The organism is Segatella copri (assembly GCF_019249765.2).
Classification (GTDB): domain Bacteria; phylum Bacteroidota; class Bacteroidia; order Bacteroidales; family Bacteroidaceae; genus Prevotella; species Prevotella copri_K.
This window is the reverse complement of sequence record NZ_CP152484.1, coordinates 3311359-3333905: the sequence shown is the minus strand read 5'-3', so window position 1 is coordinate 3333905 and position 22547 is coordinate 3311359. Positions and strand designations below refer to the sequence as shown.

Here is a 22547-nt window from a genome sequence, read left to right as displayed (position 1 = left end):
GCCGGTTTTGCTAAATGACACCAAACTGGTGCAGGAAGATAAGGAAAATACAGATTGGACAGATGAAACGGATGGTGAACAGGAAGACTGGGAAGAGAGTTCCCTTCAGGGTTCCCCAGTTGGTAAACTCATCACGCACAATCTTCTTTGGCACATACCATCCCAGGAACAGACAGGTGATGAATGAACTCAACGGCATGAGCAGCTGGGCAGTAAAGTTGTCACAATTGCTCAGGAAATCCTTGCCGAAGAAGCCCAAATCAGGTACGGCACCCTGAGAGAGCGAACAGAATACGGCTATGATGCTGCAAACGATGGTCTCGAACCAGGCTCCCTTGGCACGGCTTATCTTACCCTCCTCATAAATAAAGGCAGTACCTATCTCGTGCATCGAGATGGTAGAAGTCAGGGCTGCCAATACAAGCAAAGCATAGAACAACACCGAAATCACATAACCGACAACCGGCATGTTACCGAAAGCCTGCTGGAATACGTTTGGCAAGGTAATGAAGATGAGCGAAGGACCGCTGTCTGGCTGCACACCTACCGAGAAGGCTGCAGGGAATATCATCAAACCTGCCAATACGGCGATTACCGTATCAATGGTCACAATCTGAGTAGCCGACTTCAAGAGATTGGTCTGTCTGTTGAAGTAAGAGGCATAAGTACACAGACAAGCCGTACCCATACTCAAAGAGAAGAACGCCTGTCCCAGCGCTTCGAGCAACACATTCTCATCTACCTTAGAGAAATCCGGCTTCAGCAGGAACTCCACTCCTTTCATCGCTCCCGGCAGAGAGCAGGAAGCTATCACAATCACAATCAACAGGAAGAAGAGCATAGGCATCAGTATCTTGGATGCTTTCTCTATACCATTGCGCACTCCGCGTACTACCACCATGTGGGTAAGCAGGATAAAACCTACTGCCCATAAGGTAGGACGGATAGGATCGGCTGCAAAGGTCTGGAAATAGGTCTTCACATACGCTGCGTCGCCATGAACACCGCCCATGATACTGGCATAGAGATACTGCAGGCACCAGCCAGCCACTACGGCATAGAAACCCAGGATAATCATAGAGGTGATGATGCCCATCAAGCCCAAAGCACCCCAAGCCTTGTGCTTACCCAGATTGGTATAAGCACGGGCTGCATTAGAAGCGGAATGACGGCCGATGATGAATTCACTCATCATGCCAGGCAATCCGAGCAGGATGATACATACCAAATAGATGAGAATGAAGGCGGCGCCACCATTCTGACCTGCCATATAAGGGAAACGCCACACATTACCCAAACCGACTGCCGAGCCGGCTGTGGCAAGAATAACGCCCAACTTACTACCAAAATTTCCTCTTGTTTCCATTATCTAAAACTTTAATGTGTAGTATTTGTTTTTTCCGACGAAACGGCAGATGCTACACCTTATTATATATAGTTATATCCGATTACAAATACTTTATCCGAAGACACCAAACTGGTTCAGGAATACCAGGAAGATGAGGACAGGACAAACGAACTTAATCAGGAAAAGATAGATACCGAAGAGACGGCCCTTCAAGGTTCCCCAGTTCGTAAACTCATCCTGTACGATCTGCTTAGGTACATACCAGCCCAGGAACAGACAGGTAAGGAATCCTGCCAGAGGAAGGAATATCTGACCCGTAACGAAGTCGAACCAATCGAACAGCGCCTTTCCGAAGAACGAAAGCTTATCTGTTGCACCCAAAGAGAGCGAACAGAAGGCTCCGATGATGGCACAGGAAACCGTAACGATGGTAGCACCCTTCTTGCGGTCTATCTTCAACTCCTCATAGAAGAAAGAAGTATTCACCTCATGAAGTGACATCAGCGAGGTCAAGGCAGCTACCGACAGCAATACGTAGAAGAGCAGCGAGATGATCCATCCCAATACAGGTAACGATGCAAACGCCTGATTAAAGACATTCGGCAAAGTGATGAAGATGAGCGAAGGACCACTATCCGGTGATACTCCTACAGAGAAGGCTGCAGGGAAAATCATCAGACCAGCCAGTACTGCTACCAGCAAATCGATGATGGAAATCTGCAAAGCACTCTTAAAGAGATTGGTCTGACGGCTGAAGTAAGAGGCATAAGTACAGATACAGCCCATACCGATACTCATAGAATAGAACGACTGACCCAAGGCATTCAGGAATACGTTTCTGTCTACCTTTCCGAAATCAGGCTTCAACAGGAACTCCACGCCCTTACCAGCATCCGGCAACAGACAAGCTGCTACCACAATGATCAAAAGCAGGATGAACAGGAGAGGCATCATCACCTTAGAAGCCTTCTCTATACCGCCGCGCACACCATGAATAATCACGAAATGACAAATCAGGAATATCGCTACCGTCCACATAACCGGACGCACAGGATCAGAAGAAAACTCCTTGAAGTAATTCGCCACAAAGGTAGGGTCACCATGCAGTTCGCCCATGATGCTGGCATAGACATACTGCAGACACCAGCCCGAAACCACCGCATAATAGCCCGTAATCAGGAAACCGGTAAGCACCTCAAGATAGCCTACCCACTTCCATGCCGTACCATTAGAGAGTTTGGTATAGGCACGTGCGGTATTTGAGGCACCATGACGGCCGATGATAAACTCAGAAATCATACATGGAATGCCCAACAGGAGCACACTTCCGATGTATACCAGAATAAAGGCTGCGCCACCTTCCTGACCAGCCATATAAGGGAAGCGCCATACGTTACCCAAACCTACGGCGCCACCTGCTGTAGCAAGAATCAATCCAATCTTGCTACCAAAACTTCCTCTATTTGAATCAGTCATTTCTATCTTTCTATTACTATTTTCTTACTTTTTAATTTTTCTTCGTGCAAAATTATAAAATAATTCTGAAATAAATGAATTATTTGAAAGCAAAAACACAAATTTAGTAATATTTATGCTATTTAGTCCGTTTTAGGACGCAGAAATGACTTTTTCGATACATTTTCTAACGATATTCAGCCGGCAAGGTATCACGCCACTTCGAGAAAGGATTGCCCAAGAGATGCGAATTGTAGAATCGCTTGTCACCTGTTACCTCCATACCGATGAAATCAGGTTTCTCATAGGCTTCGGTCTCGCTAGCCAACTCCACCTCTGCCATGACCAGACCTTCATTATCGCCATAGAACTCATCTACCTCGAAGGTATGACTGCCACTTTTCACAAGATAGCGACGCTTATCGATGACGCCACCCTGACAAAGTTGCAGAAGATGCTGCGCCTCGTCCATCGTTATCTCCTTTTCAAACTCATAGCGGGTCATACCGCCATTTACCGACTTGCCCTTAATAGTAAGGTAAGCCTTCTCATCCCGTGTGCGAACCCGCACCGTAGCCCCCTCGGCAGGAATATATCCCTGCTGGATATGACTAGAAGAAAAGGCGGCGCTTTTGTAAGCGTCGCCCTTCTTAACGAGGAATTTTCTTTCTATCTCTAATCCACTCATTGTTTTATACTAATGATGTTGCATAGATGGCGAATAGCATACCAAGGACTATCAATCCTATAAATATCCACTTGATTACTTTCTCGCCTTTTGCAGCCTGTTTCTTCTGATAAGCCTCATGTTTGGCTCTTCTTAAGTCTTTATTTCCACTCATAGTCGTATATTTTTTAGATTATTATTGTTGTTCGTCATCATTCGTAGGGAACTCCATCAGGTATGCCTTGATGAAATCATCGATCTTGCCGTCCATCACGCCATCTACATCCGATGTCTGATAGTTGGTACGGTGGTCTTTCACACGACGGTCGTCGAAGACATAACTTCTAATCTGGCTTCCCCACTCTATCTTCTTCTTACCGGCCTCAATCTTAGCCTTAGCCTCCAGACGCTTCTTCATGGCGCGGTCGTAGAGTTGGCTCTTCAAGAGCAACAGGGCTTTGGCACGGTTCTTTGGCTGGTCACGGGTCTCGGTGTTCTCGATGAGGATTTCTTCTTCCTCGCCGGTATCAGGGTCAGTATACCAATAACGCAGACGGACACCGGACTCCACCTTATTCACATTCTGACCACCGGCACCACTCGAACGGAAGGTATCCCAGGAGAGCTTGGCTGGGTCGACATATACCTCGATGGTATCATCTACCAGCGGAGTTACGAAGACACTGGCGAAACTGGTCATTCGCTTTCCCTGGGCATTGAAAGGAGAAACACGCACCAGTCGGTGCACACCGTTCTCGCTCTTCAGATAGCCATAAGCGTACTCGCCGCCCTCGATGGTCATGGTCACGCTCTTGATACCAGCCTCATCGCCTTCCTGCATATCGGTGATGGTTACCTTGTAGCCATGAGCCTCAGCCCAGCGCATATACATACGCATCAGCATCTGTGCCCAGTCCTGGCTTTCTGTACCACCGGCACCGGAATTAATCTTGAGCACGCAGTCCATCGGGTCTTCCTTCTGGCGAAGCATGTTCTTCAACTCCAGGTCTTCGATGGCTTTTATCGCCTTGGCATAATCGGCATCCACCTCTTCCTCGGTTACCATTTCGTCTTTATAGAAATCGAAGGCAAGCTGCAGTTCATCAGCATAAAGACGTACAGTCTTATAACCGTCGAGCCATTTCTGGATGCCCTTCACTTTCTTCATCTGCTCCTGAGCATACTTCGGGTCTTCCCAGAAGTCAGGAGCCTGGGTGCGGAGCTGCTCCTCTTCAAATTCTACTTTCTTCTGGTCTATATTGAGATAGTGATGCAGAGCGTCAGCTCTGTCCATCACATCCTTCAACTGGTCAGCTGTAATCATTAACTCTTAACTATAAACGTTTAACTTTAAACTTTATGATTACTCCTCATACATCTTGTCAATCTCCGCCTTATAGTTCTTGTTGATGATAGGGCGGCGAATCTTCAAGGTATTGGTCAACTCACCCGACTCCATAGAGAAGTGGTGAGCCAGGAGGGTAATGCGCTTAATCTGCTCATAATAAGCCAGATGCTGCTGGAGAATCTGGATACGGTCCATCAGCATCTTCTGCACCTTCTCGTTGGCACACAAATCTTCACGGCAGGTGAAGGCGATATGATGCTCACGTGCCCAGTCCTCCACGAGACGGAACTCTGGAACGACGAGGGCTGATACGAACTTGCGCTGGTCGGCAATCACAGCCACCTGATCGATAAACTTATCTACCAGGAGCAACGATTCTACCTGCTGCGGAGCGATATACTTACCGTTGGATGTCTTGAACAGGTCCTTGATACGCTCGGTGAGATAAAGCTCGCCGTCCTTCAAGTAGCCGGCATCACCGGTATGGAAGAATCCATCCTTGTCGAATGCCTTCGCATTGGTGGTATCACGATGGTAATATCCCGGAGTGATGGTAGGACCTTTGAGGAGCACCTCATTATCCTCACCTATCTTTACCTGAATGCAGGAGATAGGGCGACCCACAGAACCCAGACTGCGTTTCTTGTCAGAATGATCGCAGGATACGGTGGCAAGACTCTCGGTCAAACCATAACCCACCACCATATTGATACCGATGGCATGAACAAACTCCTCTACTTCCGGACTTACATAAGCACCCGCTGTAGGGAAGATATTCGGTTTTTCCAAGCCCAACTGCTTGCGAACCATGCTCAAAACGGTCTTGTTGATAATCTGATATTCCAACTCCAATGTCAGAGGAGGGCGCTTGCAGTTTGCCAGATATTCTATATTCCGCTTCTTTCCTACTGCCAAGGCATGGTAGAAGAGCTTTTTCTGGATAGGACCGGCATCATCCATCTTTGCCTTTACGGCGATATACACCTTCTCCCAGAAACGTGGCACACTACACATACAGGTAGGATGCATCTCTCTCATACTCTCCTGAATTTCATGAGGATAAGTATTGATGATGAGTTCGGCACCTTCGCTCAAGCAGAGATATGCCCATCCACGCTCAAAGATATGGGTGAATGGAAGGAAATCGATGACACGGTCCTTTTCGGTAACAGGAATGCACTCATCGTTTGCCTTCAAAGCAGCATAATACTGGCTATAGGTCAGCATCACGCCCTTGCTGTCTCCAGTTGTTCCACTGGTATAGAGGATATTAGCCAAGTCATCCATACTTGCCTGCTTGTAGAGTTCCTCTACCTCCGTCTGACGAGGAAGATTCTCACCCAACTTCAGGAAGTCCTTGAAATAGAGGGCAGCAGGGTCATGTGTACTGATGCGCACGCTTGAATCGAAGATGATGATACGCTCCAGAGAAGGACAGAGGGCAAAGATACGGTGAGCCTTGTCATACTGCTCCTGTTCGCCAACAAAGAGGAAGCGAATCTGCGCATCATTAATCATATATTGAATCTGCTGCTCGCTGCTGTTGGCATAGAAAGGCACAGAGGTTACTCTGATACCGTACGCACCGAAGTCGGTGTACAGATAATGCACACAGTTCTGCGAGAAGACAGCGATTTTGTCAAGAGGTTTAGCCCCAAGATTCAGGAGGGCATTGCTCACTTGTTTCACTCTTAAGGAAAAGAGGTTGAATGAAACCGATTGCCACTGGTCGCTGCCAAACTTTCTGAAAGTTAAAGCAGTTTTCTCTCCCCATTTCTTGGCGAGATTATGTACCAGTACCGAAAGATGACTATTAATCTGCATAAGCTTATATTTATATTCTGATGCAAAGATAATAGAATTTGTCAAGAACACAAAATAAAAAGATATTTTTTCCACTTTATCTGCTCTTTTTTTCGTATCTTTGCCCTCGAAATCAAAAAATAGGGAGATTATGATGACACAAGAAGAATATGTAAGCGATGCCGTGGATTTGCTGAAAAAGCTCATCGCCACCCCATCTGTAAGCAGAAACGAGAAGGAGGCTGCCGACATCATGGAGCAGACCATCCGCAAATATGGTTTCGAACCTCATCGTGAGGCGAACAACATCTGGATGATCGACCCTCATTACGATGAGAGCCGACCTACCCTGCTGCTCAACGCTCACATCGATACCGTGAAGCCTGTGGCTTCATGGACACGCAACCCGTTTTCACCGGATGTAGAAGAGGGTGTACTTTACGGTTTGGGCAGCAACGATTGCGGCGGCGGACTCTGTTCGCTCCTCCAGATATTCAGAATGCTGACCGCAAAGCCTCAGCAGTATAATCTTATCTATCTGGCATCTGCCGAAGAAGAGGTGTCGGGAAAGGATGGCATTACCCGTGCCCTGCCTTTACTTCCGCATATCGACCTTGCCATCGTAGGTGAACCTACCGGCATGAACCCGGCTGTTGCCGAAAAGGGACTGATGGTGCTGGATGTGATTGCTCACGGAAAGAGCGGTCATGCTGCCCGCAACGAGGGCGTAAACGCTATCTACGAGGCATTGGATGATATGCGATGGATTCGTGACTATAAGTTTGAGAAGGTAAGCGAATTCCTGGGACCTACCAAGATGACGCTTACCGTAGTGAATGCCGGAACCCAGCACAATGTGATTCCGGATAAGTGTACGATGCTTGTGGATATCCGCACCAACGAGTTTTACGACAACGAGGAGGTTTACAAGTTTATCTGCCAGCACCTGAAGAGCGAGGTGAAGGCGCACAGTTTCCGTCTGAAGTCATCCCGCATCGACCCGGCGCATCCTCTTATCAGGAAATGCATAGCCATGGGCATGACGCCGTTTGGCAGTCCTACCCTCAGCGACCAGGCCCTGATGCACTTCCCTTCGTTCAAACTGGGTCCTGGCGAGTCTTCCCGCTCCCATTCCGCAGATGAGTTTATCAGAATAAGCGAAATAGCTGATGCTATTGCCAAATACAAAGAGCTCTTAGATGGCGCTGCCATCTAAGAGCTCAATTCTATTCATCTATTATATTATTTATTATACCTTATCTATATAACATTACAAGGACTTGCCAATATAAGCGAAAGGAACGGTGATATTGTCGTCATCTTCCTTCTCTTTTGTAGTAGAAGGATCTCTTGAATAAGGCTGATCGGCATTGTCGCTCATACTTGTATCGTAAGGCAGACTGTCCATACCACTTGTACCAAAGGTAGAAACTAACATCACACCCAATCCCTTGCTTGCCACTTCGGCAGCTGTAACACCAAGCTTAGCTAAAGGAATCGAGATTTCATAATGGAAATCGTATTTGGAAGACTCGTGTCCTAAGGTATTGAAATCGACATAAGTAGATGTACCCTTTGTCATATCACCGACAAGACGGTTCTGTGACTCTCCATAACATTCTTTGATACCCTTTATCGTTTTGCTGAGAATACCCATACCATACTTCACAACAATGCCTGTCTCTTTATAGGCAACCTCTTCCAAAGCATTCAGTCCAGCGCTGCTTCCACCATAAATGAATGGACCATTGGTATTGTTGGTTGAGAAAACCACCACTTTGTTAACTGGGCTTTCGCAAGTAATGCCACTATCCCATAGAGTTCCACCTGCTGTAGTCTTGCAACTATTACCTATTCTTGTAGAGGCATTGTTGGTGTTGAGGCCGATAAAGAATGGCATATTGTAATTAGGGAACAGGACACCATTATTACTGAGTGGGTAATCAGCTTCTGGAGCTACCACATCTTGAACGTTGGTCATCTCCCACATCAGATAGAGGTTATTATCGTCATAGCAACCATAAAGCGCATAGAGATCGACAGGAATCTCGTGCATGGCAGCATCCATATATACACGTGGGTCGTCATTGGCAGCACCCTGTGCTATAATCATACTCTCATCCCAATCGCTGATGTCACCATCTACAGTAATGGTTTTCTTAACACCTGCACCATTTGGATTGGTCTGATACTGAGCATCCAGATTCTGTGGATCAGGGGTAGGTGTTGGAGTTGGCTCTGGTTCTGGAGTTGGAGTTGGCTCTGGCTCTGGTTCTGGAGTTGGCTCAGGCTCTGGTTCTGGGTTTGGAGTTGGTGCCACTACAGCACCTTTGTTTACTACCTTTTCAGCAGAAGCATTTGCGCCATTGATAGCAGTACCAGGAGTACCATCGTTGATAAAGAACTTAGCATTGAGGTATGCTGTAGGAATCGTTGCCTTATACCATCCTGTCTTACCATTATGAGAAGCAGAAGCATCGTAAGTCATCTTTACACCTGGCCATACAGAAGAAGATGTTTTACCATTATAGAAGTAGCAATACACATTCTCCCAGTTGGAAGCGTTATCGAAGTAAACATACTCTGGATCAACGATCTCATCTTCATGTACCTTGGTCACAGTATTGCTGTATGTTCCGTCAACATAGTAGCCGTGGTTGACAAACTCCACGTCAGCAGTTATCTTATTTCCATTACCATCCAAGAAAATGATTTGAGTAGGAGCACTTGTCTCGGTGCCATCATAAGTCCACTTGAAGACATTCTTTCCAGAAACACTCTTACCTACAAGAGGCAACTTTTTATTGATAGCATCATTCCATGCACCAGCATGCTGAATTACAGGACTAACCTTGTCATTCCATACATATACGGCTGCTGCCGCATTAGATGTCTCCAAGAAACAGGAGATTTCATCAGCCTTACCCAATTCTGGAACGTAAGCCTTCACCTTCTTGTAAGTGACCGAACCTGTTTCTGTCTTGCCTTCCTTGTCGGTTGCACCCCAAGTGATAGTGACATTCTTACCATAGGCAACATCAGCACCTACAGTAAACTGCTTGGCTGCAGTAAAAGTCTGCTTAGCACCATCATTCACCTGAATCCAGGCAGAAACAGCATTCAAAGGAGTAGCAGTCACAGTGAGAGACTCATCAGAGAAGGCTGTACCATCAGCTGGATTGAAAACAACCTCAGGAGTCAGCACGACAGGACCAGCATTATAGATGACAGCAATACCTGACTCGCCAACATGACCAGAGATTGTAGAAGCATTGACGGTGAAAGCACCACCGCCTACCATATCCTTATAAGTACCAGACTTGAGCCACTTGCCGTCGCCAGCACCATTGGCTACAGTCACGTCACGGTCAGAACCACTTCCCAATACGATAATAGCGCCACTCTTACGAACCTGAGCACAAACGCCATTACCTTTTACATAATAGTTAGGCTCGCCGGCACAAACATTGTGCATGTGGTTTACCTGAGCCACTTCGGCATCTTTGAAGTGAACACTTCCCTTATCGCCAAATCTGATATCATTCTTTGCCTTCTGAGCAGGACGGGAGAAATAAAGAGCGGTAGCTCCATTGTTACCTGCAACAACAGCATACGCACGGTCGATAACATTCTGGCTTTTATTCTTTGACTCACCACCATCGTTGGCATAAGTATCATGGCTTTCACCCCAATAAACCAACTTTTCTGTCTTTGCCTTTCTCTGATTGAAATTACCTACAGACTCGTTGATAGAACCACCGGCAAAGGAATTGGCAAATCCATTACCATAACCATTATCAGTAATGCTCATGTAGGTCTGATACTCTGGGAAAAGGACATTATCATCACCACCAGTACTGTCAAGGATCTCACCATAGTTGTACATCTCCTGATCCACCACATTCTGCATAAAAGAGTCACCCTCAGAAGGCAAACCAATGTGCTTGATAGCATCCCAACGTATACCATCCACACCACAGGCCTTCAAATCCTGGATGTATTGTTTGATGATGGCTTGCACAGTAGGATTGTTGGTATCGAGGTCCCACATACCAATCATGCCAAATGTCACCTGATGACGGTCGTGCCAGTTACCCACACCAAATCGTTCATGATAAAGACTCTCATCCAGTAAGCGTTCAGCCACGTTACCATAATCGGTATGATTGGCAACAACATCCACAATCACCTTAACACCATACTCATGAGCCTTAGCACAGAGAGCCTTCAGGTCAGCTTCAGTACCAAGACCATTACCTATCTTAAAGTCGTATGGACGATAAACATCATACCAGACGGATCCTTTACCTGCTCTTTCGTGAACAGGAGAAGTCTGAACTGCAGTAAAGCCTGCCTTGGCGATATTAGGAATTTCTTCCTGGATATCTGCCAACGTCCAGTCGAAACAATGAAGGATGACACCATCCTGAATATTGTCTTTAAGACCATATTTGTTGTCTGCGAAGATGTTGGATGCCATGGTGAACAGCATCACCAACATCAGAAGACCATAATTGATTGTCTTTTTCATAATCTGCTATTATTTTCTGATGATTACTTTCTTACCATTATGAATATAGAGTCCTGGCTGAGTAGGCTTTTTGATACGGACACCTGTGATAGAATACCAGGCATCATCGGTTGTCTTCTTCACAGCTGTGATGGTAGTATTCTCTATGGCTGTAACAATCTTACCGTTTACATAAACCGTTTCTCCCTGAAGAGTTGAACCTGCTTCGCCATTATTGATGACGAAACAACCTGTAAGGAAAGCAGCAGGAACCTCCAAAGAATAATAGCCTTTCTTGCCGTTATACTCAGTCTCTTCGTCGAGCTGCATCTTCACGCCAGGCCATTCTACAGAAGCCTCAGTTCCGTTATAAATATAGCAATATACATTCTTCAGGTTCTCTATTGCATTATCAAAGAACACCTTTACCTTGCCTGCAGGAGCAGTCTCAATGGTCTTGGTGAATTTACCTTCTACGTAATATCCATGATTCTTGAATTCCTGATCACCACCATTCAGCTTATCACCATCATGAGTAAAAATCACACCTGTAGGGATTTCTGTTCCTCCTGTATAAGTCCATTTAAAGACATTCTTGCCATCTTTAGTTCCCATCAAGGTCATGGCATCTCCAGGCCACTCAGCAGTAGTAAACTGTTTAACCTTGTCATTCCAGGCCCAAATCTTGGCATTGTCATAACTTGTTTCCAAGAACACGGAGATTTCATTTTCCGTTACCACTGGTGTATAGTCTACCGCAAGTGCTGAAACTGGAGCCATGAAAGTCATGCTCAGCAGCAATACCAGTGTACAAATCAACGTATAAAATTTCTGCATAAACAAAATGTATTAAGTTTAAATTATAAGATTTCGTCGGCAAAAATAAGAATACTTTTTGAAAAACAGATGAAGAAAAGTTGAATAAATAGCATAAAAAAAAGACAATCGTTTGCACAATTTGCAAGCGATTGCCTTCTATTTTCTGACTTAATAATATTTATATTATTAGCGCTACGCCCTAGCGCATTCAGATTCTTTCTTTGCTATTCCGGAATACTACTGACAGACATAGTTACAGAACAGTCCTCAGAAGCGCTTGAGCGAGATTTGGTAGAACCAAGCGAAAGTTTCAAATGAAGGAGATATGTCTTCCTCTTTTCAAAATTAAAAGGATTATTAACATCTAACAGATTTTTCTTTACCTTTACCCTATTCTGAGAAGTTCCCTGCTGTACCGTATAAGTAATCTGCAGATAAAATGCCTCTTTCTTTTCCTGAGGGATCACATAGAGATAAGAATTGGGATCATTTTCTATTTTTGCACATGTATGGTCTAACTGAGAAGCAGTTAACTTTAAGTCGCCTCCATCTTCAGTATCGGGAGGAGTCCAAGTATAAATCACTCTTTTACTTTCTTCTTTGACAACAGACCACCCCCAGAACACATTATCTCTTTCGTCTGCCAGATTCAGGTAGCCCTTGACATCCAAAGCCCCTTCTTCATCTGTTTTTCCATACAGTTTCACCTCCTCAACTTTTACCACAGCACCATTTTCCTCTAATTGCTGATTGACTGTGATATCAAATGCCAAACGGGCTAAAGCATGCTTAAACTTAAAATCCACTTTACTGGCAGAAGTCGGAGATTTTGGTACTTCTCTCTTTTTTACTGCCCACACCAAATCTACAGGATTAACAGAAGAATTAAACTCTATATAAGTTAGATTGGTTTTATTTTCCCCGGGGGCATTAACCAGTTTTACTCCATCAATATGAGGAGCATAGGCATAGAAATACACAGAATCCTTATCTGGCCAGTATTGAATATTTGTATATTCCCATCTATCTTCTTTCCAGGTTACGTGTTCATTATCCATCATATCAGAAATTGACCCATCAGCATGTTTGTGCCTTGCAAAGACACCAAATCCTGAGTTAAACGCCGTACCTTTCAGAGAAGCAAGATTGGTTTCTCCAGCACGGGTTGACGCATTCGTACCAAGATAAGCATCAAAGTTGATTTCAGAAGATGAAGCTGAAGTTTCTTCCATGCCTTCGCCAGCACAACCAGATAATACCAGCTGTGCTATCAAAACATAAAAGGCTAAACGAAGAAACTTCATCTTATTATATCTATTAATTCTTTATTTTTACCCGATACGATTAATTCCAAGAATTGATTTCGCCCTGATTGGTATCTGTCCAACCTTCAACTGTTGTTACATCGAATTCGATAGGAGTCAGACCAAGAGTCAAGTTGAGTGTATAAGCCATACCCTGCACGAAGTTCTTTTCAAGTTTCTGATAAACCGTATTTTTCATTGGTGTCTTTACACCATTATAGCCTTTTATAGTGTACTCTACGATAACATAAAGTTTATCAGTTTCTGAAGCAGAGAAATCCTGTGGAATAACAAAGAGAAAATTATCTACTGCATTAGTAGTTGCATCTGTAGTCAATTCCGTACCACTGGTATTGGTAAACCATTCAAAATTCAGCTTTTCATCAGAAGTTGATGGTGTCCAAATACCAGTAGACAAATTTATGGTACCGTTTGGATAGAAAGCTTTTTGGTTTCCATCTTTAGATCCTGCCAATGTAATTTTGTTCAACGTAATGGTTGTACCTGTATATTCTTTATTTAACTTTACAGTATAACCAAGTCTAGACAAAGCATGAGCAAATTGGAATTTCACTTTTTTATCTGTACCAGAGTTGTTTGCCATAGTCTGATTCGTAGCTTTAGCCCACAACAAATCTTTTTGATCTTTAATAGTGGGACTAACAATAAAATTAAGTTCTTGATTATCTTTCGTTACTTTTTTATCATACTTACTATCATATGGAGCATAAGCCAAGAAATCAATATGGCCTTGTGGTAACCAATACTGAACAGGAGAATATGTCCACTTTGTATCTGTATTAGAATAAGTTACCTTCACATTGTCGAACCAATTAGAACCAAACTCCAGGTCATCAGCATTTTTATAGTTACCAAACACACCAAAGCCACCATTTTCTCCCTTAAGAGCAGGCAAATCCAGCACGCTACCACGTGAACCATTTACAGCAACTGCACTTCTTCCCAAGTAGCCATCAAAGCTGATAGCCTCGTTCTTAGAAGAATTGTCTGAAAGACTATTCAAGTCATCGCTTGAACAACTTACCAATGTCAACGCTGCCACAGCAGCAATACCCATAAATATTTTCTTATACATATCTGTTTTGATTTTTAAATTAAACTAATCTATTATTATTTTATCTGATTCTTATCATTTTACTATTTCTACAGTTCCATATCAATATCCTCAGGTTTGCCCCAATCCTGGATTGTGACGTCAAAACCGCCAGAACTTCCCTCCGAAGGCTTCACCTCAGGCAAAGGTTCAGGTACCTTAACATCTACATGAAGAGTAACCGTATAACCTAACTCTGATGAATTATCGTCTTTCTGAAACTTATCTCCAACCGCAAACTGATGATCTATCTGCGTCTTGTTGTCTATCAACAAAGCTGAAAGAGACAGTTTATTGTTGTCTGCATCAGGTTGGGTGGTTTCTGGTAGACCAAAACATTTAACCGATGTCTTCAACGTTCCTAGAGTCGCGTCATTCTCATCTATCGTTTTCGTCCAGGTCTCCAGAAGATAAGTCACCTTACTCTGAAGCGGCTTCCCCAGTCCCAGCAGAAAGCCTTCCGAAATACCAGTTAAGGATCCTCTCGCATAACGCAGGTATCCTATACTTGGAACTTTCACGCTGACCTGGATATGCGAAAGCACATTCCTTGGAGTTAAAGTTACCTCAGAAAAGTCTCCAGAAACCTCGAATTCATCGAGTTTATCAGAGGCAAGCCACTCGGGCTCAACCCCTATCAATTCATCGCCTCCACGAGAGTACCAGCGCGATGTTGCATGCTGTACCACAGCTCGCGCTGTCTCGTAAGAGTCCATTCCCTGAAAGTCGAGTGTACCAAACTCGGTCGTACTTTGGTTGAAGACAAGAATACGATATTTTCCAGGTTCTAAGGAAAAGTCGGCATGAGTTATCTCATTAGTCAAGACAGTTTGTGGAGCACCACCTGACCAGGGAAACACCATAACCGTCATACCAGTAGGCACCTCTTTATCAAACAAATGCCAATCCACATTAATCCGCACCATTTTACGGTTGTCGTTTTGCGGGCAACCAGAATAGTCTTCATAAATGCAAGAAGTAAACAAAATGATAAGGAGCCAATAGAACATGAATAGCCCTATACATTTTCTCATGAATGCTTCATCTTTATAAAACCTTATTTCAAGTTATTAATTCTTTTCAAAAATTTCCGCTGCAAAATTACTACATAAAATTGATTTAACCCTCAAATAATGTTTAAAAGATACTAAAAAACACATGGGAGAAAAGTTTTTGTTACGTCATCAGATAAATTGCAAGTAACCATCTCTTTTACAAGCAATAAAAAACCTCCAATCAAACCAATTGATTGGAGGTTTCATTTCTATCATTTACAGCAACCAGGCAGTAAAAACACTACCGGCTGCAACTATTCATACATTATCGGCTCAGCCAAGCCTCCGGATTGAGCTTGGCTGTCTCCTTGCGAAGCTGGAACTGGAGGATGTTTTCAGAGCCAACACTACCCAAAGCCTGACGGGTACGTACCTTCTGACCCTTATGAACGCTGACCGATTTCAGATTACAGTAAACAGAGATGTAGGCTCCATGACGGACCAGCACATTCCACATGCCACCATAACCGAAGACGGCACTCACCTCACCATCGTAGATGCTGCGAGCCACACAACCCGGCTTGCCCTGGATATTGATACCCTTATTGTCGAGCGTTACGCCCTTCAAGCCTTCTACATTATACTGACCGAAATGACTCACCACACGGTAACTGCCGCTGATAGGCATCGGCAATCTGCCACGGTTAGCCTCGAATCCACCGCTCAGCATGCGGTCTACCGAACTCAAGGTAGAAGCCTCCTGTGCCTCCTTTTTGGCAGCGGCAATCTCACGGGTACTGCGTTCCGCATCCATCTTCGCCTTCAACTCGGCAGCCTGTCTTTCAGCCTCCGCCTTTCTTGCAGCCTGTTCGGCAGCAGCCTCACGGGCAGCCTGCTCTGCGGCGGCACGCTTGGCAGCCTCGGCAGCAGCACGCGCCCTAGCCTGCGCTTTTGCCTTCGCCTGAGCAGCAGCCTGGGCAGCAGCCTCCTCCTGAGCCTTTCTTGCAGCCTCGGCAGCCAGTCTTGCTTCTTCAGCCGCCTTTCTGCGGGCAGCTTCGGCAGCAGCTTCACGCGCCTTGGCTTCGGCTATACGACGGGCATTCTCTCTGGCAGCAGCCTCGGCAGCAGCTTTCTTGCGAGCCAGTTCCTCGGCACGTTTCTTGGCGGCAGCAGCGGCAGCGGCCTTCTTCTTAGCCTCGGCAGCAGCACGGGCACGAGCCTTGGCTACTTCCTGAGCAATCAAGCGGTCTATCTGAGCGTTGATTGCCGCATCTTTCTGACGCTGGTCGGCGATGACAGCCTGAATGGTCTTCTGCTGTTTCTGCAGTCCCTGCACCATCTCCTGCTGCTGAGTCTGCTTGCCTTCCAAAACCGTCTTCTCCTGCTTACCCTTATATAATAAGGTGTTCTTATGTCCCTTTACATGCTGCAACTGCTGGTGCTTCTCGTTCACCTGCTTCTGCTTAGCCTTTACAGCCTCGCCCTGCACCTTCTGATAGGAAGAATACTGGCGGATGAAGGAAAGGCGGCGATACATCTGTGTCAGATTCTTGGCACTGAAGATGAACATCAGCTTGTCCTGAACCGTATGATGACGGCTCATATAGCGCATGGAACGGATATACTTGTTCTTGCGGTCCTGCAACTGTTGCTGAAGCGTTTTCAACTGTGCCTGCAGAATGCCGATATTGCCGTCAATATGATGAATATCCTTCTGGATACCGTCAATCTTCTTCTGACGCTGGTCTATTTCTCCGTTCAGCGCCATCAGGTCTTCAAGACGTTTCTTCACATCCGCCTTATTTCTCTGCAAAGCCTGCTCCTGCTCTCTGATCTTCTTCCGGATAGAAGCGCGCTGTCCCTGCAAACCCCGGATAGAGGCATTGCTATAGGTTGCAGCCCTGCGTTCTGCTCTGGTTGGCGCAGCTGGTTTGTATGTCTTTCTGGCCGCATGACTTCTGCTGTTCGTCTTTCTGGCAGGAGTAGCAGCCTTCTTTTTCGCAGTTACGGCAGTCTTTCTCACCGGCTTCTTCTGGGCAGAATGCTTCTGCGCAAAAGGTGCGAGCGAGAAGGTGATTGCCATGATGAATAATAAGATTCGCTTCATTTCTTATATTAAAAACCCATGTTCTATAATTTCAAACTCTTGATGAGCATCTACATACTCAATATCTTGCTGAGCACATCTGTTGGAGAAATCTGCTTGTATTTGCTGGAAATCTCGGTCTGAGTGCTCCATTTGCTGTCGGTCTTCACCTGATTCAATTCCAGACAGATCTTAGCCTCCTGCTTTTTCCTGGTAGCAGTAGTGGTCATCGACAGATTCAGGGAGGCAGGGAACATCTTGACGCCTACACTCTTGAAGTTGCCGTAGGAGACGTGGAGATTGGAGGTGCCGTTCTGCGCACTCTTATAGACAACATCTGCTGCTGTGATACGGCCGGTAGTGCGGTTGGCTGTCCAGGCATAGGTCATATTGCCGTTCCTGAAACTAACCGGCACAGCATCTCCTGCCACATCCAGTCTGGCATCAAACTTCTTCAGGTCTGATTCCTTCACAGTCCTTTCGCCCGGCAGGAGCAGCTGGTTCCAGAAGAGAGCCTGCAGAGAATAGAAGGAGATGCCCTGCTTCTTGAGGAAGTCTACCTGGGTATAATCTGCCTTGATATATTCCTTGTGCAGACGGTCGATGATAAGTACATGGTCGGGAGTAAACTCCAGACGGCCCACCTCTGTACCCAAGATAGGAATAAAGAGCTGGATGCGGATGATTTCATCCTTACGCATGCTAAGTTTGCCCGGCACGGTAATGTCCTTATCACCAGCCTGGAGCGTAAACGACATGTTGCCTACAATATTCCTGGTATACACCTGATTGTCTGAAACCTTCTGTACGAAAGCCAACTTCCTGAGCGTCTCACTCTGACGGGAGTCAGAACCCTTGGTGGCATTCTCTTTCTGATGACTGGCTGATGAGGAGCCAGAGCCCTGTACATTCTTGCTGGTTCCGCAAGAACCGAGGAGCAGGATGCTGCAGGCTGCGGCAAGCAGCATCATCTTATTCTTCTTCATTGTATATTTCATCTTTCCTGTTTTTTCTACTTTCCGTTTATTTCTTCTTACCTTTTCTAACTGACTTCTTCGTAGCGGCAGGTTTCTGCTTGGGCGCATTACGCTTCTTCAGTTCTTCTTCGGTAATATATTGTCTGTTCTTAATCTTCCATGCCAGCACCTCAGTCTGGTTCTCGCCGGTATAGGCTTTCTTCCAGAAATCTACGGATTCATCGGCCATACCATTCATATAATAGATATCTCCGGCATGTTCCAGAACCGTACTGTTATCAGCGGTGGAATCGCGGTTTTTGAGTGCCTGGTCTATATAGGTCTTGGCATCAGCATAGCGTTCTTCCATAAAGAGAATCCAAGCATAGGTATCCAGATAAGTACCATTGTTCGGCTCTGCCTTGATGGTTTTGTAGCTCATCGCCTCAGCCTTATGCAGGTCAACGCCCTTCTCACTCAGATAGTAGGCATAGTTGTTCAGCGCCATCACGTTGTCATCTTTCCATTGCAGGCAGGAGTCGTAAGCCGCAAAGGCTTCCTGCTCTTCACCTTTCTTATGAAGGATATCGCCGGTTACGGCATAGAGGTCAGAAACCAGGTCAGCCGGCGACTGTGCATTCACCTGCGCCAATCCGAGACGGAACTCACGGAGCGCCTCGTCTTCCTTATTTTTCTGATAATACGCCATTCCACCGAAGTAATAGAACACCATTTCTTCGGGATTATACTCCTGAGCCGCCTTACATTGCAGGGAAACCAGGTCATATTTTTTCTCGTTCCAGAGCATCTGTACGAGTTGCATTCTGGCATTCACGTTATCCGGAGCTATGGTAAGCACCTTTTCGAAGGCACGGCAAACAGAGTCGGCAGGCATCTTCTTCAAACTCATATAAGCAGCTTTCATCTCTGCCACATCGGCTGACGGATGAGCTACGTTGAGCGCCTTGTCAAACAGCGCAATCACCTTGGTAGAATCGCCACCTTCGCTCTCGTTCTTCTGAATGAAAGAGCGGTACATCATCACCTTGGTCTCCAAATCCGATTTCGGACTCATCAATATCTTATCGAGCATCTGCCCGGCAAGCTGCTCCTGATGGGTGGCATTATAATAGTCGTAAAGCGACATCTGGGCATAGGAATTGTCAGGCTCTTCCTTCAGCACATCGGTAAAGCACTTGTAAGCTTCCTTCTGGCGGTCGTGCTGTACGAGCCAGTTGCCCAGCATTGTCTTGTACTGCATATCCAGCGGATGCTGGTCTACCAGCGACTTCAGTTCCTGATAGGCAGCCTTCTTGTCGTTCATCAGTTCATAAACTCTCATTTTAGAGAGGGTGAACTGTTCGCTTTCACCTTCTTCCACCTCAAGACGCGAAATGGTTTTGAGTACTGATTTATAATCCTTATTCTGGGAATAAAGCTGAACCAGGATGCGGAGGGCATCGGTATTATCGTGGTTTTTGGCATACAGATTCTCATAGGCATCGATGGCAAGATCGTATTTCTGGCTACCTATATAATATCTGCCCAACTGCTCTGCATAGGTCTGGTTTTCCGGATTCAGTTCTATTGCCTTCTGCATATAGGCAAGTGCCAGGGAATCCTGCTTGAGCTGAGAATAGAAAAGCGACTCATAGAAATAGGTTTCAGCCGCCTTCGGGTCAATCTTCCGGGCATGCTCAAAGAGGTCGAAAGCTGCCGAATAATTGCCGGCAGCCTGCTGGCGCGCTCCCTCCAGGAAGAAATAGTTGTAGCGCTGGCGGTCGTTCGGAGAGAGATGATCCTCCTGAACCGCCGGCTTCTGAACCGGCTGCACCTTCTTCTTACGGGCAAGCGACGGCATGGCTACCGAACCCAGCAAGACCAGCCCCATTGCCCAACTGATATTTCTAAGATTCATCTTCACGATTCTAATCCTTTCTATTCTATCTTTATCTTTAATAATCTGTTATTTTACACCCGTATGACCGTATCCGCCGGCTCCACGTTCGGTTTCATCGAGCTCATTAACCTCGATGAAATCGCATTGTTCGTGCTTGGCCAGCACCATCTGGGCTATACGCTCGCCATCGTTGATAACGAAATCCTCTGTAGAGAAATTGATGAGCAGAACCATGATTTCGCCGCGATAATCGGCATCGATGGTTCCCGGCGTATTCAATACGGTAATGCCATGCTTCAAAGCCAGACCGCTGCGAGGACGGATCTGCGCTTCATAACCTGCAGGCAAAGCCATATAAAGACCGGTTGGCACCAGTCGTCGCTCCATAGGATGAAGCACGATTGCCTCATCGATGTTTGCACGCAAATCCATGCCGGCACTCTGAGGTGTGGCAAACGCAGGTAGAGGCTGATGCCCCTTGTTGATAATCTGTACTTTTATCATGACTTCTTCTTTTTTATCTGTGTCTGAGTTTAATAATCTGCAAAAATAAGCAATTTTGATGGAATAAATGAATTTTTGAGGATAAAAACATGTAATTTATCATATTTTATTTTGATTTGTGCTTACTTTAGTGTATTTTTGCGCTACAGAATCAAGTAATACAATAATATGGAATGGAAACAACTGATATCCAACAAGCGTTTCGGACAGGAGCATAAGCATGCCGAGCGCCATGATGATCGCTCTGAATTCAAGCGCGATTACGACCGTCTTATCTTTTCATCGGCATTCCGCCGCCTGCAGAACAAGACGCAGGTTTTCCCTTTGCCGGGCAGCATCTTCGTTCACAACCGTCTCACCCACAGTCTGGAGGTGGCGAGTGTGGGCATGTCGATAGGTAACGACATTTCCCGACGTGTCATCCAGAAGCGGCCTGAACTGAAGGATACGCTCGTCGAGGAGATAGGTACCATCGTAAGTGCAGCCTGTCTGGCACATGATTTGGGCAATCCGCCTTTCGGTCATTCCGGCGAGAAAGCCATCCAGACTTTCTTCTCTGAAGGACCGGGTCAGAAGATAAAATCAATGGTTTCATCGGAGTTTTGGGATGATATTACGCATTTCGAAGGCAACGCAAATGCCTTCAGAATCCTGACCCACCGGTTCAAGGGGCGCCGTCAGGGTGGTTTCGTCATGACCTATTCCATGCTTGCTTCCATCGTGAAATACCCGTTTGCAAGCAGTCTTGCCGGCAACCACGGCAAATTCGGTTTCTTTGCTTCAGAAGCGGAATCTTATAGGAAAATTGCCGATGAATTGGGTATTTTTTGCAAATCTGCACCGGGTGAGCCTCTCAAATACGCCCGCCATCCACTTGTATATATGGTAGAAGCTGCCGACGATATCTGCTACGAAATCATGGACATCGAAGACTCCCATAAGCTCAAGATTCTTTCCTTTGCCGAGACGGAGCACTTGCTGCTGAGTTTCTTCGATGAAGATATCCAGCAGAAGATACGCCAGCGCATCATCGACGAAGAACTGACTGACGAAAACGAGAAAGTGGTTTACATGAGAGCCAGCGTCATCGGCAAACTGGAGAACGAATGTGTGGCAGCCTTCCTGGCGCACGAGGAGGAAATCCTTGCCGGAACTTTCGAGGGCAGTCTCATCGACCACATTTCCGAGCGCCAGAAAAAGGCATACAAGGAATGCGAGAAGATCTCCTACTCTAAGATTTACCAAAGCAAGCCGGTACTCGACATAGAACTGTCGGGTTATCAAATCATGGCAACTCTGATGGAGGTTTTCGTCGAGGCAGCCGTCAACCCATCGCGTTTCTACTCCAAGCAGCTCCTGCGCCGGGTAAGTAGCCAGTATGATATAGAGAACGAGAATCTGGAGGAGCGCATCATGGCGGTAATTGATTACATCAGCGGCATGACCGACATCTATGCGCTCGACATCTATCAGAAGATCAACGGAATCAGTCTGCCTATTGTATAAGGGAAGCGCCCTCTTTTTAGCTTACTGAACTTTCGCAAGTCCGCTAGGCGGTAGGGAGGTACACAGGTTACGGTTTCATGGCATGAAATATTTTGTTTCATACCACGAAACTGTTTGTTTCAAGCGGAGAAACACTTTGTTTCATCCTGTGAAACAAACCGAAACGTCTCAATCCAACTTCCGCCCCATCGGCAAGGAGTTTTGCTTTACTCGTAAACGAATCCAGCATCTT

The 22547-nt window shown here is 45.8% G+C and carries 17 protein-coding genes; 2 read left to right on the top strand and 15 right to left on the bottom strand.

Translation table 11 applies throughout. From position 1 onward, the window contains the following. Positions 1-10: 10 nt before the first annotated feature. From KUA46_RS14110 to KUA46_RS14085, 6 genes are all read right to left on the bottom strand, one after another. Entirely contained in the window at positions 11-1366 is a 1356-nt protein-coding gene (locus KUA46_RS14110) for a sodium-dependent transporter (RefSeq protein ID WP_218487144.1), read from the bottom strand. A gap of 93 nt (positions 1367-1459) precedes the next feature. After that, entirely contained in the window at positions 1460-2824 is a 1365-nt protein-coding gene (locus KUA46_RS14105) for a sodium-dependent transporter (RefSeq protein ID WP_006847607.1), read from the bottom strand. A 166-nt stretch (positions 2825-2990) separates the two neighbouring features. Next, a complete protein-coding gene (locus KUA46_RS14100; RefSeq protein WP_006847608.1) occupies positions 2991-3491 on the bottom strand; it encodes a CYTH domain-containing protein in 501 nt (166 codons plus the stop codon). A 4-nt stretch (positions 3492-3495) separates the two neighbouring features. Beyond that, the gene (locus KUA46_RS14095; protein ID WP_218487145.1) at positions 3496-3645 is read right to left on the bottom strand and encodes a hypothetical protein; all 150 of its coding nucleotides are present in this window, start codon (positions 3643-3645) and stop codon (positions 3496-3498) included. 21 nt (positions 3646-3666) lie between these two features. Beyond that, positions 3667-4794: a peptide chain release factor 2 gene (gene prfB, locus KUA46_RS14090; RefSeq protein ID WP_022120221.1), complete on the bottom strand. Its 1128-nt coding sequence runs from the start codon at positions 4792-4794 to the stop codon at positions 3667-3669. A 39-nt stretch (positions 4795-4833) separates the two neighbouring features. Further along, positions 4834-6642, bottom strand: a complete 1809-nt coding sequence (locus KUA46_RS14085; protein WP_218487146.1) for an AMP-dependent synthetase/ligase — start codon at positions 6640-6642, stop codon at positions 4834-4836. A 130-nt stretch (positions 6643-6772) separates the two neighbouring features. On the opposite strand from KUA46_RS14085, the gene KUA46_RS14080 reads away from it, so the two are divergent. After that, positions 6773-7837, top strand: a complete 1065-nt coding sequence (locus tag KUA46_RS14080) for a M20 family metallo-hydrolase (RefSeq protein WP_218487147.1) — start codon at positions 6773-6775, stop codon at positions 7835-7837. Between the two features lie 54 nt (positions 7838-7891). Here the strand turns inward: KUA46_RS14080 and KUA46_RS14075 are convergent, their stop codons facing one another. The 9 genes from KUA46_RS14075 to dut all read right to left on the bottom strand — a co-directional run bounded on the left by KUA46_RS14075 (position 7892) and on the right by dut (position 20809). Continuing rightward, complete coding sequence (locus KUA46_RS14075; RefSeq protein ID WP_218487148.1) at positions 7892-11152, bottom strand: alpha-amylase family glycosyl hydrolase; 3261 nt, start codon at positions 11150-11152, stop codon at positions 7892-7894. 9 nt (positions 11153-11161) lie between these two features. Continuing rightward, positions 11162-11968, bottom strand: coding sequence for a starch-binding protein (locus KUA46_RS14070; protein ID WP_218487149.1), 807 nt, complete (start codon positions 11966-11968; stop codon positions 11162-11164). A 206-nt stretch (positions 11969-12174) separates the two neighbouring features. Further along, entirely contained in the window at positions 12175-13254 is a 1080-nt protein-coding gene (locus tag KUA46_RS14065) for a fimbrillin family protein (RefSeq protein ID WP_218487150.1), read from the bottom strand. Between the two features lie 40 nt (positions 13255-13294). Beyond that, positions 13295-14350 (bottom strand): fimbrillin family protein, encoded by a 1056-nt coding sequence (locus KUA46_RS14060; RefSeq protein WP_218487151.1) that lies wholly within the window; start codon positions 14348-14350, stop codon positions 13295-13297. 68 nt (positions 14351-14418) lie between these two features. Then, positions 14419-15378, bottom strand: coding sequence for a DUF5119 domain-containing protein (locus KUA46_RS14055; protein ID WP_420377333.1), 960 nt, complete (start codon positions 15376-15378; stop codon positions 14419-14421). A 310-nt stretch (positions 15379-15688) separates the two neighbouring features. Next, positions 15689-17470, bottom strand: coding sequence for a murein hydrolase activator EnvC family protein (locus tag KUA46_RS14050; RefSeq protein ID WP_218487153.1), 1782 nt, complete (start codon positions 17468-17470; stop codon positions 15689-15691). Positions 17471-17520: 50 nt separating this feature from the next. Continuing rightward, positions 17521-18435, bottom strand: a complete 915-nt coding sequence (locus KUA46_RS14045; RefSeq protein ID WP_256625045.1) for a DUF4292 domain-containing protein — start codon at positions 18433-18435, stop codon at positions 17521-17523. A gap of 37 nt (positions 18436-18472) precedes the next feature. Then, a complete protein-coding gene (locus KUA46_RS14040; RefSeq protein WP_218487155.1) occupies positions 18473-20323 on the bottom strand; it encodes a tetratricopeptide repeat protein in 1851 nt (616 codons plus the stop codon). 48 nt (positions 20324-20371) lie between these two features. After that, positions 20372-20809, bottom strand: coding sequence for a dUTP diphosphatase (gene dut / locus KUA46_RS14035; protein ID WP_117692971.1), 438 nt, complete (start codon positions 20807-20809; stop codon positions 20372-20374). Between the two features lie 168 nt (positions 20810-20977). Between dut and KUA46_RS14030 the strand changes: the two genes are divergently transcribed. Then, positions 20978-22315: a deoxyguanosinetriphosphate triphosphohydrolase gene (locus tag KUA46_RS14030; protein ID WP_217325824.1), complete on the top strand. Its 1338-nt coding sequence runs from the start codon at positions 20978-20980 to the stop codon at positions 22313-22315. The last annotated feature ends 232 nt before the right edge of the window (positions 22316-22547 follow it).

Coding starts and splice junctions, on each gene's coding strand:
- KUA46_RS14110 (WP_218487144.1), bottom strand. CDS start 1,366: ATGGAAACAAGAGGAAATTTTGGTAGTAAGTTGGGCGTTATTCTTGCC.
- KUA46_RS14080 (WP_218487147.1), top strand. CDS start 6,773: ATGATGACACAAGAAGAATATGTAAGCGATGCCGTGGATTTGCTGAAA.
- prfB (WP_022120221.1), bottom strand. CDS start 4,794: ATGATTACAGCTGACCAGTTGAAGGATGTGATGGACAGAGCTGACGCT.
- KUA46_RS14040 (WP_218487155.1), bottom strand. CDS start 20,323: ATGAATCTTAGAAATATCAGTTGGGCAATGGGGCTGGTCTTGCTGGGT.
- KUA46_RS14085 (WP_218487146.1), bottom strand. CDS start 6,642: ATGCAGATTAATAGTCATCTTTCGGTACTGGTACATAATCTCGCCAAG.
- dut (WP_117692971.1), bottom strand. CDS start 20,809: ATGATAAAAGTACAGATTATCAACAAGGGGCATCAGCCTCTACCTGCG.
- KUA46_RS14060 (WP_218487151.1), bottom strand. CDS start 14,350: ATGTATAAGAAAATATTTATGGGTATTGCTGCTGTGGCAGCGTTGACA.
- KUA46_RS14105 (WP_006847607.1), bottom strand. CDS start 2,824: ATGACTGATTCAAATAGAGGAAGTTTTGGTAGCAAGATTGGATTGATT.
- KUA46_RS14075 (WP_218487148.1), bottom strand. CDS start 11,152: ATGAAAAAGACAATCAATTATGGTCTTCTGATGTTGGTGATGCTGTTC.
- KUA46_RS14030 (WP_217325824.1), top strand. CDS start 20,978: ATGGAATGGAAACAACTGATATCCAACAAGCGTTTCGGACAGGAGCAT.
- KUA46_RS14055 (WP_420377333.1), bottom strand. CDS start 15,378: ATGTTCTATTGGCTCCTTATCATTTTGTTTACTTCTTGCATTTATGAA.
- KUA46_RS14095 (WP_218487145.1), bottom strand. CDS start 3,645: ATGAGTGGAAATAAAGACTTAAGAAGAGCCAAACATGAGGCTTATCAG.
- KUA46_RS14045 (WP_256625045.1), bottom strand. CDS start 18,435: ATGAAGAAGAATAAGATGATGCTGCTTGCCGCAGCCTGCAGCATCCTG.
- KUA46_RS14050 (WP_218487153.1), bottom strand. CDS start 17,470: ATGAAGCGAATCTTATTATTCATCATGGCAATCACCTTCTCGCTCGCA.
- KUA46_RS14070 (WP_218487149.1), bottom strand. CDS start 11,968: ATGCAGAAATTTTATACGTTGATTTGTACACTGGTATTGCTGCTGAGC.
- KUA46_RS14100 (WP_006847608.1), bottom strand. CDS start 3,491: ATGAGTGGATTAGAGATAGAAAGAAAATTCCTCGTTAAGAAGGGCGAC.
- KUA46_RS14065 (WP_218487150.1), bottom strand. CDS start 13,254: ATGAAGTTTCTTCGTTTAGCCTTTTATGTTTTGATAGCACAGCTGGTA.